At 44.2% G+C, this 17,302-nt stretch carries 12 protein-coding genes; 1 reads left to right on the forward strand and 11 read right to left on the reverse strand.

Annotation, left to right across the window (positions count from 1 at the left end):
- Positions 1-37: 37 nt before the first annotated feature.
- Complete coding sequence (locus PDUR_RS27535; protein ID WP_052410371.1) at positions 38-3,940, reverse strand: S-layer homology domain-containing protein; 3,903 nt, start codon at positions 3,938-3,940, stop codon at positions 38-40.
- Between the two features lie 365 nt (positions 3,941-4,305).
- Here PDUR_RS27535 and PDUR_RS23830 point away from each other — a divergent pair, with 365 nt between their 5' ends.
- Positions 4,306-5,235 carry a hypothetical protein gene (locus PDUR_RS23830; protein ID WP_042208449.1) on the forward strand — a complete coding sequence of 310 codons (930 nt, stop codon included), beginning with the start codon at positions 4,306-4,308 and terminating at the stop codon, positions 5,233-5,235.
- Positions 5,236-5,475: 240 nt separating this feature from the next.
- On the opposite strand, the gene PDUR_RS23835 is transcribed toward PDUR_RS23830, so the two are convergent.
- The 10 genes from PDUR_RS23835 to PDUR_RS23880 all read right to left on the reverse strand — a co-directional run bounded on the left by PDUR_RS23835 (position 5,476) and on the right by PDUR_RS23880 (position 17,281).
- The gene (locus PDUR_RS23835; RefSeq protein ID WP_218918427.1) at positions 5,476-6,552 is read right to left on the reverse strand and encodes a FecCD family ABC transporter permease; all 1,077 of its coding nucleotides are present in this window, start codon (positions 6,550-6,552) and stop codon (positions 5,476-5,478) included.
- A gap of 208 nt (positions 6,553-6,760) precedes the next feature.
- Positions 6,761-7,789 carry a glycosyltransferase family 2 protein gene (locus PDUR_RS23840; RefSeq protein ID WP_042208450.1) on the reverse strand — a complete coding sequence of 343 codons (1,029 nt, stop codon included), beginning with the start codon at positions 7,787-7,789 and terminating at the stop codon, positions 6,761-6,763.
- Between the two features lie 136 nt (positions 7,790-7,925).
- Positions 7,926-9,068 carry a glycosyltransferase gene (locus PDUR_RS23845; RefSeq protein WP_042208451.1) on the reverse strand — a complete coding sequence of 381 codons (1,143 nt, stop codon included), beginning with the start codon at positions 9,066-9,068 and terminating at the stop codon, positions 7,926-7,928.
- A gap of 132 nt (positions 9,069-9,200) precedes the next feature.
- Positions 9,201-10,064, reverse strand: coding sequence for a dTDP-4-dehydrorhamnose reductase (rfbD, locus tag PDUR_RS23850; protein WP_042208452.1), 864 nt, complete (start codon positions 10,062-10,064; stop codon positions 9,201-9,203).
- Positions 10,064-11,086, reverse strand: coding sequence for a dTDP-glucose 4,6-dehydratase (gene rfbB, locus PDUR_RS23855; protein WP_042208453.1), 1,023 nt, complete (start codon positions 11,084-11,086; stop codon positions 10,064-10,066). The genes rfbD and rfbB overlap by 1 nt, the downstream gene beginning before the upstream one ends.
- Before the next feature lie 205 nt (positions 11,087-11,291).
- Positions 11,292-12,416: a hypothetical protein gene (locus PDUR_RS23860; protein ID WP_042208454.1), complete on the reverse strand. Its 1,125-nt coding sequence runs from the start codon at positions 12,414-12,416 to the stop codon at positions 11,292-11,294.
- Complete coding sequence (locus PDUR_RS23865; RefSeq protein WP_042208455.1) at positions 12,416-12,931, reverse strand: hypothetical protein; 516 nt, start codon at positions 12,929-12,931, stop codon at positions 12,416-12,418. Before PDUR_RS23865 ends, PDUR_RS23860 begins: the two co-directional genes overlap by 1 nt.
- A 134-nt stretch (positions 12,932-13,065) precedes the next feature.
- Positions 13,066-15,018: a DUF6056 family protein gene (locus tag PDUR_RS23870; protein ID WP_042208456.1), complete on the reverse strand. Its 1,953-nt coding sequence runs from the start codon at positions 15,016-15,018 to the stop codon at positions 13,066-13,068.
- 221 nt (positions 15,019-15,239) lie between these two features.
- Positions 15,240-16,217 carry a glycosyltransferase family 2 protein gene (locus tag PDUR_RS23875; RefSeq protein WP_042208457.1) on the reverse strand — a complete coding sequence of 326 codons (978 nt, stop codon included), beginning with the start codon at positions 16,215-16,217 and terminating at the stop codon, positions 15,240-15,242.
- A 110-nt stretch (positions 16,218-16,327) separates the two neighbouring features.
- Positions 16,328-17,281 (reverse strand): glycosyltransferase family 2 protein, encoded by a 954-nt coding sequence (locus tag PDUR_RS23880; RefSeq protein WP_052410372.1) that lies wholly within the window; start codon positions 17,279-17,281, stop codon positions 16,328-16,330.
- Positions 17,282-17,302: the final 21 nt, after the last annotated feature.

Below are 17,302 nucleotides of genomic sequence, written 5' to 3' on the forward strand. Positions count from 1 at the left end.
GCGTCCGGCGGGTGCAGCCGCCGGGACGCTCTACGCATTATTCCAGTTCCAGCGCCTTCACCAGCACAGTTGCCGCTTCCGCCCGGGTCGCGGTTGCCTTCGGCGCAAACCGGTTGCCCGGCTGGCCGGATATAATGCCCGAAGCTACTGCGGCTTCCACCCCGGATTTTGCCCAGTCCGAGATCTCCCCGTTATCCCCAAAGGCGAGCGCAGTCTTTTGTGTAAGCTGAAAAGCGTACACGGTCATGACGACCATTTCCTCCCGGGTCACCGGATAGTCAGGCAGGAACTTTCCGTCCGGATACCCGTTCACAATCTGATGGCTTGCCGCCGTCAAGATCTCTCCCTTCGCCCAGTGCCCTTCAATATCGCTGAATCCGGCTTCGCCCGTCCCCTTAAGCCCGAGCGCCTTGACCAGCAGCGTAGCGAACTCGGCCCGCGTAATCGTCCGGTTCGGCTGGAAGGTGCCGTCCGGATATCCGCCGATCACTCCCCGTTGTCTCAGGTTATCAATATAATTTTTAGCCCAGTGGTTCACGGTATCTTTCAGCGTTCCCGTATTCCCGCTAGTCTTCGCCATCTGCGGGAATTCCGCGAATACGGCAAACTTCGTAAAGTGATAGACTACCGCCGAGATTCCGCCGCCGTTCACTGTCCCCCCGATTCTTGTCCATTTGCCCGCCGCGTCGTCGTAGTAATACATCGCCGCCTGCTTGCCATTTGGAACCTTCGACGGGTCGAAGGCAAGGGTAACCGTTACCGGCTTGGTGAATCGGTAAGTGGCGGCGCTGCCCGCCGTAAATTCATAGACCGACGAAACCACGGTCAGGGTAAAGGGAGCCGCCGGAGGGTTGTCCACCTGCCGGATCTTCACATTGACCTTCGCTTCACCGCTTAGTGCGCCAGCCGGAATCTCCACAATGGCCGACGATCCGAGACTCACCGTTCCTCCCATTTTCGGTACGACTTCTGCAGATCCATTGACGGATGTCACCGGCGCGGCAGATGATGACGCGGCAGGCTTGCTCAATATTACGCTAATGAGTGCCGACTGCAAGCTATTGCGTTCCGCCTGCAGCGCGTTCACCTGGGATTGCTGAATATTGATCTGCGCCTCCGCGTTCGTCAGCTTCCCGTAGTTGGTCACCAGCGCCTTCTGTGCCGCAGTCAGCGCATTATAAGCGTTGCGCGCCGCCGTCACCTTGGACTTGTCAGCAAGCGAGACCGCGTCCGGCAGCGCGTTGATCAGCTGAATAACCGCGTCCCCAGCGGCCTGATCCTGCAGCCTGACAATCTGCGCTTCCGCCGCTAACAGCTTGTCGATGTTGTCGACCAGCCCTTTCTGCACTTCGGTTAGCGCGTCATAGGCCGCGCGGGCCTCTTCGATGGCCGCCCGGTCGTCAAGCGTTACCGGGTCCGGCAGATTGGATATTTTCTCAATGACCGGGTTCACGGCAATCAGGTTGTTCTTCAGCTCTTCCCTGGCCACGAGCTGTGCTTCCAGATTGGTCAGCTTGCTGTAGTTGGTCACCAGCGCCTGCTGCTCCGGAGTCAGCGCCTCGTAAGCGGCACGGGCCTCTTCAACAAGCGGCTTCTGCATAAGCGACACTTCCGGCGGCAGCGCCGCAATCTTGGCGATGACCGCATCCACCTCAAGCTGATCCGTCGTCGCACCGGTGATCACATACCGGGAGAAATGCGACGTCCTGAAGGTGACCATGCCTTCCTGCGAGAAGTCCGCGCCGGACACTTCCTCAAGCACCGGACCGGATGGATTGTAGTAATACAGCTTCGCGCTGTAAGGATGGTCGATGCCGCTAATGGGAACGGTGACCTTCACAGCCGTTCCGAAATCGGTTACTCCTCCCCCGTCCATGTTCGCGCTTAGTTCAAAAGCGCTGCTGTATATCCGTTTAGCCGGAAGCAGCGGTACCGCTTCAGTCTCAAATCCAGGAATCTCATTGGTATAGCCAAAGGTTAGTGTATGGTTCAGCCCCTTAAAGATCCGGTCGAATACCGGTACGGGCGCCGTCAGCTTCGCGCCATCGAACGTAACGGAAATATTGGGGACCTCCTGCCCGGAAACGAGCGGGATTCCCTTCACGTCGGCGGCATAGACACTGTAAGTCGCGGTGACTACCGAAGGCCCATCCAGATTAAGCTGTACGGCATAGCTTCCTTCCGGAATACTCTTAGCCGGATTGAGCGGATAGAAATCCCGGGAGTTCCTGACCCCGTCGCCGTCCCAGTCGTACGTAAACAAGGCCAGCACCGCATTACCCGTGTTAGCCGGGTCCTGACTGATCGTCGGCGAGCCGTTCAGCCCCGCGAAGTCTCCGTCCAGAGACGGCGAGTCCCCAGCCAGAACAAATCCGTCGTCTGTCAGCGCAAGGATATCGGTTACCTGTTCAATACCGATAATTTCGAACGCCTCATTGGCCGAACCGCCTGCAAAAGACAGCCATTCCGTCGATAGGTTGCCGTCGGTCTTCAATACAAAATAATCGCGTCCTCCCCGATTGCCCCCGATTGAGGACAAAGTCTCGCCGCCATAATCATTCGCGGTGGATAACGCCTGTCCGGCGAACAGATAACCGCCATCATCAAGCGGAATAACCGAATGCAGAGCGTCAGGCCCGGTGATAAGCTGGCCATACGTATCCCGCGTATCATTGCCGACAAGCGCCCGGCTCGCAATAAGCGTACCGTCCGCTCCGTACTTGCCGATGATCGCGGCTGCGTTGGTACCAAAACTCATATAACCGGCTGCCGTTATGTTCCCTGAGTTGTCCACCGCCACATCCTCAAATAATCCGCTGCTCAGCTCACTATGTTGAACTTTGGCCCAGTCGATCCTGCCCTCCGCATCCAGTTTCATCAAGAAGGCCGCCGATCGTTTAGCCGGATCGGAATCCAGCGAATAATGCTGATCGGGTTCCGCGCTGCTTACAATGTCGGAGAACGCATTGCTCTCCCCGCCAATCGCATATCCCCCGTCCGGCAGCGCCGCAATACTCCAGAAGGTATATCCTGGAAGCCCGCTTATTATTTCTCCAATATAGTCTCCGCTAAACCCGACCACCTTCTCCCGGTTGCCTGCCGCATCATATTTGGCCAGAAATGATAACGATTCATCCTCTTTTTCGCCCAGCCCCGAGAACACGCCGCCTTCTGCCGTCGTATAGCCGACCGCCGCAAATCCGCCATCGGCGGACGCCGCCACGGACCAAAAATAGGTGGATCCTGGCGTATCGCCATTCAACTGAATAAGCCTTTCAATGTCGCCGCCGGCATTCAGTTTGACCGCAATCGCGACATTGGAACTGCCTAGCAGAGGCCGAAGCAGCCGAACATTCCATTCCTTTCCCCGGAAATCCCGCACGGGAATGTCAACTGGCGTACCGTCTGACCAACCCACCCCATAATTGGTATGACCGACTGCTACATACCCTCCGTCAGCCAACGGCTCAATATCAAATAAAGTGATGAATGAACCATAAGAATCAGTCCTTATCCCTCCCGGAACGTACAACCCCTGCGTCCACATCGTCTTCAGGTTGCCGTCCCTGTCGCGTCCCGTCTTCGTAATCAACGTTGGACCCTTCGCTTGTACCGCCGCAGCCGCCGGATTAATACTTTCCGGAACCGTCCCTCTCAATTCCCCGATTGCCACGAAATCCCCATAAGCATCCGCCGTTACACTGGTATATTTCCCGGCTTTATTGTTGGTGCTTATTCCTCCCACGCCAATGACGCTCTTCACCTGCGGCTGATCCATATTGTTAAAATAGCCGGCCGTGATCTCCGACTCGTCCTCTGCATAAGCCGTTCTCGGATACGAACACGGAATAAAAATCACTCCAGCCAGCAGCAGAAAAGCTAGCGCCAAGGAAAGCCATTTCCCCTCCCTCTGTCTCCACTTATGCCCCCCGAATCTCATGTCACAATTCCTCCCCTAATTACCTATTGTTAGTACCAGATTTAAACACATTCCGTCACCATTCGGCAATATCATTTATAACTAATTATAATTAAAATTACTTAAATCGAACTTTTTTTGAACGTAATTGCCATTATTGTTGTATTTTCATTATAAATAGATATAATTCACTTTAACGAATTGTTCTTATTTACAATTCATCAAATCCATGGAAGCGGCAAAAGCCGACATGGATCGCGAATATATATGTGAAGTTATGCTACAGAAGGAGTTAGTTTATCGTTGTACTTCCTAAGAATTCACATAAAACTTGTAAGTGCAGGGCGCGCAAAAATTCTATTATTTATTTACGAGGAGGCTTTTTAATGTCATCAACCCAACCCGTCCAGTTCCGCAGCAAATTCTTTTCTCTGTTTCTCGTTTTAGCCGTCTTTACCACACTTCTGTTCTCGGGAGCGAAGTCGGCCTTTGCGGCCACCAACCCGGTGGTAACCGGGTTTACGATTACGTCTTATTACGATAGTTCCCTGCCAACCAATGCTGAAAAAGACGCTTCCCAGCGTGTATTTGTCGATGTAACCTTCGACCAAGATATTACGGTTGCATCCGGAATCGAAAGCGACTTTGTTGTTTCTATCGCTGGAAGCACTCTTACTACCACAACATCTAAGATCTATACCGTCGGCGCGCTGGGAACAAATAAAATCAGAATTGATATTAAGAAAAATCCTTCCAGTTCCGGTTCTTTCGCCGTAATGGCAGCCAATCTGACAATTACCGCTGCTTCCGGTACGACCATTCCCGGCATCGCATCTGCAGCCGATTCCACCAAGAAGGCGACTTGGACCTCCTCCACGCTTTCGGAACAGCTTATTGATACCGGCGTCAGCCTGAGCGGCATCAGCACGGTTACGGGAAACACTTCTACCAGCACCAAGCCGAGCGTAACGGCAAGCTTCAATGGCCTGCCGCAGATTCGCGGCATCTCCTGGTTCTACCTGAAAAGCACGGTTGGCGGCGTAACCACCATTATTCCTTGCACGGTTGACGCTTCCGGCTATCCGACGACCTTCCCGGCTGTCGTGAACGGCGCTCTCCCGATCCATTCGCACACGTTCTACTCGTCTGTTGCATCTGACTACGCTACTCAATTAGCTAACTTCATCAACGGTAACGATACAGACTACAGCGACTTCTCCGTAACCACTTCGGGAGGCCAATTTACGATCACCAGAGACACAGGGTATTCCAACGGCGAAGTACTGAGCATTGAAGTACACAACTATCTGAACTAGGAGACAGCGACGCGCGCCCGCCTGCTTTCCCAGTCTGTAAACAGCACAGCTCCGGACCGTTTCCTGACGGATACCGGAGTTGTGTTTTTTCAGCATCCTACAAGCAACAAAAAAGCATCCCACGCGCTCTACACGCCAAGATGCTTGATTCCTCTATCTTTTTAAGTTCCGGCCTCCTTCACTGCCCCGCCCGATGGCCCCTCAGACGCCTAATTTCCGCAAACCTGCCTCCGCCTTTTTTTACAACCACTCCCGTCTTCCCTTCAGCAGCAAATACAGGAAGCACGGCGCGCCGACCACCGCGGTCAGAATGCCGAGCGGGATTTCCTGGGGGAATGCGCTGCGGGCCAGATCATCCACTCCGAGCAAAAAAGTTCCGCCCAGCAGCATCGACACCGGCAGCAGCACCTTGTAATCCGGACCGACCAGGAGCCGGGTCATATGAGGAACGACGAGGCCAACCCAGCCGATCATTCCGCCGATCGATACCGCCGAAGCCGTCAGCAGCGTCGAACAGAGAATCACCAGCATGCGCAGCTTTCGGACATCCACTCCAAGCGCCTCCGCCTCCTCCTCGCCAAAACTCAGCACATTCATCTGCCAGCGCACCAGCAGCAGCGGAATGCTCCCCAGCAGAAAAGGGACTAGCATAACGAGCAGATCCCGGCCGGTTACGGCGGACAAGCCCCCCATCATCCAGAACGTAATTGCCGGCAGCTTGCTGTACGGATCGGCAACATACTTGATCAGGGAAGTAAAAGAGCCGAATAACGCGGAAACGACCATGCCCGTCAGCAGCAGCGCCAGAATGGTTCCCCCTTTGCGGCTCATGGATGCGCCAATCCTATACGTAAGCAGAACCGCGCCCAGTCCAAAGACAAACGCCGACGCCTGCACGCCCAGCATCCCCATAGACAGCAGAATTCCCAGCGCCGCGCCAAAGCCCGCCCCCGTCGAAGCGCCAAGAATATCCGAGGATACCATCGGATTCCGGAACAACCCCTGGTAGGCCGCCCCCGCCGCCGCCAGCGCCGACCCGATCAGCATAGCCGAGAAAATTCGGGGAATCCGCACCTTGAACAGCACCATCTCCACCTTCTCAGGCCAGACCGCCGTCTGCCCCAGCATTTTGCCAATGACAATCTCCATGATCTGGTCAAGCGATATCCCGTATCTCCCCCATACGAACGACCCCAGAAACACCGCGCATGCGCAGGCGATCAACACCGCCCATGTTAATTTGCTTCTGACTATAATCGGCCTCCCGGTTCCCCCCTGCGTTCCCGCAGAACCCATGTCCAGATGATTATGCTGCACCTGCCCTTTCCTCCAATCTTTTGATACACACAGTAAAATAACTAAATATATCTATTTATAATTAATTATATTTATAATAGGTTCTAGAGCAGGAAACATCAACTGTAAAATCGAAGGACAGCCTTGCCGCAGGCCCTTATATGCCAAAAAAAGAGCCGCCGCTCTGTGCGAGCAGCAACCCTTTTACACTATCAACTATTCAACTTGGTTATTCCAGATTGCCGCTGCGCCGTACCCGGCTCTGGATGTGCTTTCTTTTCTTCATGAGCGGCCCGAGTTCCGAGAAAAAACTCCCCCAAGCCTTGAACAATCCAGGCTCCTTCAGCAGCATATATCCGTGAGCGGCGATTTCGTAAGGGAGAGACAATAGAACCGTTCTAAGCATGGTCCGCACCGATTCATTTTTAACAATCATCTTGTACCGGTTAATATAAGAGATTCTCCGGATAAACAGCGGCTTCCCGCTGCGGCCCGATGCTTTCCAGCCCCGTTCATGGTACCCGATCGCATCCGCGTCATAGTACGCTTTCCAGCCCAGCAGCCGCGCCCGCCACGCCACATCGACATCTTCCTTATAGGCAAAAAAATCCGTGTCAAAAAACTCGCCGTCCACGCTGATCGCCTCAATCATCCGCCGAGAATACATCGCCGCCGCACCCGATACGCCGAACACCTCGCCAGGCTCCATCCAGTTCTCTGCCGGCTCCCCTGCTCCCCGGTCAAAAGCCCTGCGTGCCTTATTCATCCGCAGCCCCGTACTGTCCACCGTCCCCGGGTCCGCCTTGAACAGCAGCTTTCCCGTGGCACTACCTATTCCGGGATTAGCTTCCATCCGGGCAACCAGCCTGGATACATAATCCGGCGCCAGCGTAACATCGGGATTTAGCACCAGCACATAATCGGCATCGCTCGCTGCAATCGCCTGGTTGTGGGCGGGAGCGAAGCCGGTGTTTGTTTGATTTTGGATGAGGTGAAGAGAGTATACCGGTTGCTCAGTTAAGGCAGCTGGAGTTTCTGTATGAGTAACGCCCGACGCTGAATCCTCGGTTGTCTCGAGTCTATTGTCAAGTTTGTAGTGGGATTGAATCCGCTCCACCGTATGGTCACTCGAGGCGTTATCCACTATAATGATTTTTTCTATCGGATAATCCTGCCGGAACCCGGCTTCCAGACAATTGATAATGTCATCTTCGCTGTTGTAGGTTACGATATGTATACTTACGGTTTTGTTGGTCATGAACCGATCCTTGTATATTTAGTCACTGCCTTATTCCATAGTATATCGTAAACCTCGGAGTTCTTGAACTAAAAACTCCCTGTCTGATTGAACAGACAAGGAGTAGTAAGATAGATAAGTTAAAGTCACTATCGCATTACTTGGAGAGTTGAATACCTTCCTGGCTTACCACAATTCTTCTTTCCTCTTGTTTTGCAAGTTCTTCCTTATTTGACCATGTCCAAATATTATTTATCTTGAAATTCCACAAAGTTGCAGCTACTATACCTATCATTTGACCAAATACTATACTGATCTTCAACCATGATGCGAACTGTGCAAATAATGCAGTTATTATAATTCCGACTGAACTAACTACTACAAATTTAGAAAATTTCGGAATAAGACTTGACGCTCCATCTTTCTTCATTTTCCAGGTCAACGTATCATTCAGTATAAAATTACTTAACATCGCAGTAAACGAAGCAATTATTGACGATCTAAGATGACCTAAATGAAGAATATCCACCAAAATAAAGAGCATTGCTAAATTTACCAACACCCCAGAAAGTCCAATTAAACAAAATATGTAGAACTTTCGGTCTTCTTCACTACTACAAACCAGTTTCAGAATGTGACGCAGATAATTCAACTGCTCTTTCCCACTCATCTTGGATTCGCCTGCATCTCTTGAAACAAAAGAATAGGGAATCTCATGAACGGTTTTGTAGTTACCTTTGACCAGAACTTCCATTAGAATTTTCCAACCAATCGGGTCAAGATCAGCATTGATCAATACATTCCGATTTAATCCAAAAAAACCGCCAGTGCAATCCGTTATATTCCTCATTCGTTTAATTGAAACTCTTCCAATCATTCTTGCAGTCCAAGACACTAACTTTCGAAATGCATTCAATCCACCATCTGAACCGCCTTCTACAAAGCGGCTGGGAATGATTAAATCGGAACCTTCCTGCAGTCGCTGCAGTATCAGAGGCAAAAGCTCTGGAGGATGCTGTAAGTCGGCATCCATAACAATGATATAAGTGCCTCTTGATTTATCAAACCCCTCCACTACAGCTGTTCCTAAACCTCTACCATTTGTACGATGAATATATTTTATTTGCGAGAATTTCTTAGAAAGTTCATCCAGAATTTGCGGGGTTTCATCCTTGCTGTCATCCACAAATAAAATTTCATAGTTAGAACCGGTCTTTTCCATTGCCTGAATAATTCGATTTGAAATGGTTGTTACATTGTCTTTTTCATTAAAAGTTGGAATAATAATACTCAAATCCATCTATAATCCTCCATATCAAAATTCACTTCCAAACAAGTATATCATCTTTATGGAAGAAGGAACTCTTAAAAATTTGTGCCATATTTATTTAGGCAACTAAATTTGGAGATAAATGTCAATTTATATAACTTTTTAAATTTCTTTTAAAAACGCTCTAAGCCCTTCCCGCCACGGCCGTATATCCTGGAATCCGTTCGTCCGGATCGACAAATGCTCCATCACCGAGTTGCGCGGACGCGGAGCGGGGCGTGGAAACTGTTCCGTCGTACACGGCTCCAGCTTAGCGGTGAACTTAAGCCCCAGGATTTCCTCCGCCTCGGCAAAAATCGCCTGGGTAAACTCATACCACGTACAAACCTCTGTATTGGAGGCATGGTAAATGCCATACTTTTCAGTCCCGATTAATTCCAGCAGGAAATTCGCCAAATCCACTGTATACGTTGGTGATCCTTTTTGGTCATCCACGACCTGCAGCACCGGTTTTTCCTGGCCAAATTTCAGCATCGTTTTAACAAAATTATTCCCATACTTTCCATACACCCACGAGGTGCGCACGATAAAATACTTGGACGACAAGCTCTGCACCAGAATTTCCCCAGCTCGTTTGGACTTGCCGTAAATACTCTTGGGATCGGTGTTGTCGTATTCATGATACGGCTGGCTTCCTTGTCCGTCAAACACATAATCCGTGCTGATATAGACCAGTTTCGCGCCAACTTTTTCTGCTGCAAGCGCAACATTGCGTGTCCCCACAGCATTGATCAAGTATGCAGCGTCAACATCCGTCTCTGCGGCGTCCACCGCCGTATGCGCGGCGCAGTGAATGACTGCGTCAGGGCCGAATTCTCCAATAACCTTGCCGCACTGGTCAAGATCGGTAATGTCCATTTCCTGCCGGTCGCAGGCCAGCACCTCATACCCCTGGCTTTCCAACAGCAGCACCACATCACGGCCAAGTTGTCCCGCCGCCCCCGTTACAAGAACCTTCGCTGCCATTACAGGGCATCCCCCAAGCGGCTGCCGTACTGCTTTTCGGCATACTTCTGGTATTCGCCGGACTGGATGCGGGTCCACCATTCTTTGTTATTCAAATACCATTGGATCGTTTCCTTGATCCCGGTTTCAAACGTATGCTTCGGCTTCCAGCCAAGCTCGTTCATGATCTTCGTTGGGTCGATGCCGTAGCGGCGGTCATGCCCCGGACGGTCCTGCACATACGTAATCAGCGATTCCGGCTTGCCCAGCTCCTGCAAAATCGTCTTAACAATATGCACATTCGTCCGCTCATTGTTGCCGCCAATGTTGTACACCTCACCCAGCACACCTTTGTGAATGACCAGATCAATCGCGCTACAATGATCCTCCACATAGAGCCAATCGCGAATGTTCAAGCCGTCACCGTATACCGGCAGCGCCCCATCAGACAGAGCGCGGGAGATCATCAGCGGAATAAGCTTCTCTGGGAATTGATACGGGCCATAGTTGTTCGAGCAGCGCGTAATATTAACCGGCAGACCAAACGTTTCATGATAAGCGCGCACCAGCAAATCTCCACCCGCCTTGCTGGCGGAATAAGGACTGTTCGGAGTCAGCGGGGTCTCTTCCGTAAACAGACCGGTCGCCCCAAGCGTACCGTACACCTCATCGGTCGAAACCTGTACAAACTTGGTGACTTTATGCTTTTTGGCCACGTCAAGCAGTACCTGAGTCCCGAGCACGTTCGTCTTCACAAACACATCCGGCTCCAAAATACTCCGGTCCACATGCGACTCCGCCGCAAAATTCACAACTACATCCACACCCTGTCCGATCAATGCGTCCATCGCTTGAACATCCGTAATATCCGCTTTTACAAACGTGTAGTTCGGATGATTCTCGACCGATTTCAAGTTCTCCAAATTCCCTGCATACGTAAGAGCATCCACATTAACGATTTGATAATCGGGATGCTGCTGCAGTATATAGATGACAAAATTGCTGCCAATAAAGCCGGCTCCGCCGGTAATGAGAAGTTTCATAAAAGCACCTCCAAATTAATTTTTCATTTACTTTCTCCATTTAAGCTGCCGCCAATAACTCATAACCCCTTAAAGAACTTCAACTTGTATATCAGAAAATACTCTGATAATCCAATCACTATGCCTGACATGCTTAACATTTCTTACAGTTTCCTCCATTAGTTATTTCAAATTAGGCCTTTATGTCATTCTAACAGTTGTAGCTTTAAAAGCTCAAAGCATAACCACTGCTCCAAAAAACCATCAGAAGGCCTTGTAAAACTAACATTACATAAACTACCAAAGTTTTAGCGAAATTATTTTTCAATATATTCACCAAAGCAAAGTAAAGAGGAAAAATAACCAGAGTAAACCTTATCATACTTATTACAGAAGTAGATAAAGGGATTAGGATTGAGTAAGCCGTAAAAACAGAGTATGGAATTGGCATTTTTTTAATAGATAGTAGTTGTATTGATATAGCAAAAATAGTAAAAAGTGCCCAAAACCTCTCTTGAAATTGACCCCTACTAAAAACTTGATATAAGACACTAATTGGATCTGAATCAACTCTTTCCCAAGCAACCTGAATATTTTTGAACATTAAAAAATCACCAGTGAGGTAATACAAATACATTCCCCACAAGACAAAACCACAGGGAATAAAAAGAAGGAATAAAATGTTATACTTAATTTCAAGAAATTTAAATTTTTTACACATCAAGTATTCAATAAATAATGGAATTATTATAAAAACCCCAATATTTCTTGTTAAAGCAAGAAAAAAGCCGCATATCCCTACTAATAACCATTTGTTTTTCTTTGAGTAATAAAAGCACATTAGTACTAAAACTAGATATAATGACTCAGTTAGAACACACGATAACATAAAAGAAGCGGGGAAAAACACAACGTATTTTATTACTTCCATCGATTTTTTCTGGTCAAAATAATATGTGCTAAGCTTGTATAAATAGACGCATGCAACTATAGAAGATATAGTTGAAATAAAAATACCGGATATAATGTAATCGTGGAAGATAAAATTAAGATACTTCATTAGTTTAGGATACAATGGATAAAAAGCATAAGTGGTTTGATATCCAAAGTACGGATTGTATGTATGATCAATATCATAACCATGTTCTGCGATAATTCGATACCAACCTCCATCCCACTGAGCCCAGGTTGAAAGAAGTGATTGTTTAAAAGTTTCAGAAGGTTGTAAAAAATGTCTGGAAGTTATACCAATAAAAGAGAGCGTAATTCGTGAAACCAAAATCAATAATATAATTTTTATATAATTTGTATATTTCGAGAAAAAAGAAGTTCTATTAATCAAACTGGTCATTATTCTTCCTCCCGAAATATTAGGTATTTATAGCTAACTGCAACCTCGTTGTTATTATGTTCAGCATCAACTACCGTAAAGTTATATTCAAATTTAATATGATTTATTTTTTTTACATATTCCTTAGGTACGATAAAGGAGTAACTCTGATAATCTATAAAATTATTTACGATTTGTTCTCCAATATACTGATCGTTAACTGTTAGTTTAATGGCCTGTACTCTATCTTTTTCTGGATATGCTTTTATATTGGCTTCAATGACATACTCTTTTTTTTCAATTAATGGAACATTAATTAGGGAGTAATTTTTATTCGACCATCTCTGATCACCATCAGGTTCACTAAATCCATCTTTCATATAAAGAGATTGATCTTTATGCGAAAATTCTATTTTTGATACTGGGGTTAAATAATCTTCTGCAGAGCGGGAGAAGTTGACAACCAAATAAACAACACTCAAAAATGATAACAAATATATCATTATGATTATTGTAAGTCTAATTTTTTTGTTCATTTTACGCTCCTTGTCGCAGATCAAACTTCCTCAGGAACATAAGTAATATTCCCATTATAATACATAACTTTTTTACTTATATTTGCAAGAAGTTACTGCAAAATCTGTTGTTTTGAGTTTGATGTTTGACTAGCTCATTTACCAGTGAATTGTAAGTTAATCAACCCTAACCCTAATGCTCTAGAATCATCTGATTCACCCTTTTGACTAGGAGAGATAGGATCGGCAATAGCAAATTCAATTTTCATAATATCATTAGAATTATAGACCTCTTTAGCAATATTCAATGAATAATTTCTATCTTGGGTAGTGTCTACTAATAATTCCCCTAAAGAAACTCCATTTATGAATATATCAACTTTCTGCGTAAGTCCTTTGGAATAACCTTTGAGTTTCAAATCAAGAATAACATCTTTATTTGATTTATCTCCCATTTTAAAGAAGATTGTTGATTTTTTCCCGATAGTCCATACTCCCCATGTCTCTTGCGCTCCCCATCCGTCATATAGATTACTGGCTTTTGTCAGCCCTTCTTTCTCTTCCCCTGTTCCATAGAACAATCTCTCATTTAGGTTGTATTCTTGTATAATTTTACCATATTTTAGATTAACAGAATCAGGAAGAGAATAAAATTGTTTAATCCACGAATAAGTATATGTAACAACATACGGAGGAGCTCCTGTAAATAATTCATTGCTATTTCTATACAACAAAATATCATTTATTTTTTCGCCTTGCTTGATCTTATCTGATGCATTTTTCAAAATGCTTATGTTCTGTCTATTACTTTTACTGTTATCCATGTAACCAATGAACGTATAAGAATAGTTCAGCAATGATAAAATACCTATTATAGAAATAATACTGTTCATCATATTTTTATTAAATACATTTAGAAAATAATCAAACAAAATACAGCAGATAATAATAATAAAAATAAACGTTGGCAATAGTGAACGTTCTGGAAAGTAAGGCGCTATCAGCATTGGGAGCACACCAACGTAGGCAGTTATATATGAAACCAAAAGATTATAATTCTTTATAAATTTTGAGATAAAAAATAGGCTGATCAATATGGATAATATCTGAATCACCTGTGTAAGATACAAAAACTTCCCTGGGTATTCAGCATAATCTGAAGAAAGTAATATAACCTGTGTAATAAAAATGGTTGATATATATTTCAAAGCATTTTTTTTGTTTACACTAACATTGTATATAGCAAAGGCAATCAAAAACAGAAAAATATTAAATAAAACTGTCCCATTGACCAAAGCAAGTTTTTGAAATAAAATCGGTAAATTCATTGTAACTTTCTCAAGCATACTTTTTCCATAAAGCGTAGCAGAACTTGAATCATGAAGTCTAACTGTATTGCCTGGAGCAATCATTAATAACGTGTATCCAACAGTGGAACCCAATAAAAAAATAATTCGATTGAATCTCAAAGAATTAACCGAATTCTCACCAAAAATAATCATAAGGACCAAATAACAAATAAATGCCGCTCCAACCTGTTCTTGAGACCAACCACTCAATAAACCACAGATGAATAATAAGCCAACAACTAAGATATTTTTCGATTTCAACTTAGAGACAAAATAAATCCCGCATAGAAAAAATAAAAATGGCCACAGGTATCCCACTGAGGCAGAGGCCCAATATATGCTCTCTTTTGTAATTATAATAGGTATTAAAAAAAATAAGCCTCCAGATAGTAAAAACTTATAAATTAGATTTTCTTTAGAGACGTTGAAGTTTTTGCTAACTAACATCAATATTATGAAGATGACGAGACTCTGCGCTAATCTGTACCAAAACAAACCAAACTTAAATAATGTTATAGAAAAGAATAGTCCTACAACACGTCCGCCCCAATTGTAGTAATGCCAATGCAAGTAGCTAAATATTTTAAAAAAAGGATAATCAGTTGCAGCAGAATTCAAACTTTTAGTTCCATAGGTTAGAGTTGCATAACCAAAGTCATCATGATACATAAATATAAATTGATGTATAAGAAATATCATGCCAAAAAAAATTAGATATAAAATTCGATACCTGTTAACTATCTTTATAATTTTCTCCATAAAAGCTCCTTTAATTAAAATCTTCCTCTACTGAAAGTTATTTAGAGTAACAAGACGAGCAAAAACAAAACAAAGGAAGATCAAAGCCTTGTTAATTCCTTATTTTGGACCGAAAAAATTTACTTTCACTATCACAATAGGATCAATTATTATTCTTCAATGTATTATTCTCTAATTATTGTCAAAGTTAGGCGACTTTTTTATCATATATACTTTTTTAATCATCGACTAATTTTCAGTCTTGTTATTTGGGATTCGTTATCTATATTTAATTCTTCTTTCACAAGATACAAAGGTCTTTTTTTTGACTCATTATAAATTCTACCTATATACTCTCCAATTATTCCCAAAGTTATTAATTGAACCCCTCCAAAAAATAGAATAGCTACCATTAAGGATGGATAGCCTGGTACAGAATTCCCTAAAGTTACCGTTACTATTACTAAGTAAAACGCATAGATTAACGACAAAAGAGCAATTAGTAAACCTAAATATGTTGCAATCTGTAACGGTGCAAATGAGAAAGATGTTATCCCTTCAATTGCAAAATTCCAAAGCTTCCAGTAATTAAAACTGCTTTTCCCTGCAAATCGTGGCTCTCTATAATAAGAAATGCTGGTTTGTTTAAAACCAACCCAACTAAATAAACCTTTCATAAATCTATGTTGCTCAGGCAATTGATTTATTGCCTCGACCACCTGTCTGTTCATTAAGCGAAAATCCCCAGTATCGGCAGGAATTTCGAATCTCGTCATTTTTCCAATAACTCTATAAAATGAATGAGCGGTTATTTTTTTCAGCCATGTTTCTCCTTCTCTTTTCAGACGAGTAGCATAGACTACATCATAACCTTCTTTCCACTTTTCTATAAGAGTTGGAATCACTTCAGGGGGATCCTGAAGGTCAGCATCAATTGGAATTACGATATCTGATTTAGAATACTTTAAACCAGCAGACATCGCTATCTCCTTGCCAAAGTTCCTAGAAAGGTTTATAACTTTGACTCTTCTATCTCTTGTTGCAAGAATTCGCAGTCTTTCCATTGTGTCATCTTTACTTCCATCATTTACGCATATAATCTCATAATTATATCCATTACTTTGAAGCACATCGGTTATTTTGTCATAAAAAACCGTTACATTATCTCCTTCATTGTACATAGGTACAACGATAGATAAACTAAAATCATTGTAGATCATGCTACTGCCCCTTTTAATGTTTTCCACTAGTATTATACCCTAATTATTTGCTTTAGACCGATTAAATGTTGTTTGAAGAATCACTATAATTTCGATAGCCCTCTCAGTAATTAAACCTTACCAAAAATGTAGGTTAATTTAAAAATTTCATTATCAATCTTGGTTTGTCTGAAAAAGGGGGAGCTATAAATATAAAGAACTCTATGAGGCAAGTTTTTATTTAAAGTATTCAAAAAACACTCAATAGCTTTCCTATCCTCCGAGTTTAACAAGGAATAAAAACACTTATAGAACTCGACTGCCTGATTTCTTCTTATATAATAATTCTCTTTTTTAATAAAACGATAGAATCTCTTCAGCATTTTTTTCACAGGACTGTCTTTTTGTCCTCCTGTAACATTATGACTATGCTGCCGATATAGGATATTAGGTTCTTTATCGAAAATAACGTTACCGAATGCAGATACGCATAAATACAGCCACCAGTCGTGCATGATAATTTGTTTAGAATTATCAGGAAAATTTTGCACAACAAGTTCAAACGCTTCACGATTGATAACCGTTGTACATCCTACCGCAATATTCTCAACTAATGCATTATATACTATCGTTGACTTTTTTGGATAAGGAGGCCATATCGTTATTTTTTTTAGAGTTTCATCTACCATTTTCGTAGTAGAGCAAAACATTAAAGGTTTATTTTTGTCTGGCCCACTTTTTAAAAGGGATAGAGCACGCATCAGCTTCATAGGCATCCAAATATCATCTTGGTCACAAAATGAAAAATAATCATATTCTTGGATCAAATTTTTATCATATACATGATGGATTAAATTGAAAAAACTCTCCTTAGCGCCTAGATTGTCACCTCTATAAAGAAGAATATTCTTATTTTTCGACTTGAAATATTCAAGTATTTCCCATGTCTGATCAGTTGATCCGTCATCTCGTATTAGAACAGTCACATCCACCTTATGCTGAGCTAAAACGCTATTAAGTAATTCCCTGATATACTGTTCTCCGTTATAAGTTGATAGTAATACTAGAACTCGAGGTATATTCACCCTAATAACTCCTTTCCAACA

It is taken from the genome of Paenibacillus durus (genome assembly GCF_000756615.1).
Lineage (GTDB): Bacteria > Bacillota > Bacilli > Paenibacillales > Paenibacillaceae > Paenibacillus_AQ > Paenibacillus_AQ durus.

Coding starts and splice junctions, on each gene's coding strand:
- PDUR_RS27535 (WP_052410371.1), bottom strand. CDS start 3,940: ATGAGATTCGGGGGGCATAAGTGGAGACAGAGGGAGGGGAAATGGCTT.
- PDUR_RS23830 (WP_042208449.1), top strand. CDS start 4,306: ATGTCATCAACCCAACCCGTCCAGTTCCGCAGCAAATTCTTTTCTCTG.
- PDUR_RS23840 (WP_042208450.1), bottom strand. CDS start 7,789: ATGACCAACAAAACCGTAAGTATACATATCGTAACCTACAACAGCGAA.
- PDUR_RS23845 (WP_042208451.1), bottom strand. CDS start 9,068: ATGGATTTGAGTATTATTATTCCAACTTTTAATGAAAAAGACAATGTA.
- rfbD (WP_042208452.1), bottom strand. CDS start 10,064: ATGGCAGCGAAGGTTCTTGTAACGGGGGCGGCGGGACAACTTGGCCGT.
- rfbB (WP_042208453.1), bottom strand. CDS start 11,086: ATGAAACTTCTCATTACCGGCGGAGCCGGCTTTATTGGCAGCAATTTT.
- PDUR_RS23860 (WP_042208454.1), bottom strand. CDS start 12,416: ATGACCAGTTTGATTAATAGAACTTCTTTTTTCTCGAAATATACAAAT.
- PDUR_RS23865 (WP_042208455.1), bottom strand. CDS start 12,931: ATGAACAAAAAAATTAGACTTACAATAATCATAATGATATATTTGTTA.
- PDUR_RS23870 (WP_042208456.1), bottom strand. CDS start 15,018: ATGGAGAAAATTATAAAGATAGTTAACAGGTATCGAATTTTATATCTA.
- PDUR_RS23875 (WP_042208457.1), bottom strand. CDS start 16,217: ATGATCTACAATGATTTTAGTTTATCTATCGTTGTACCTATGTACAAT.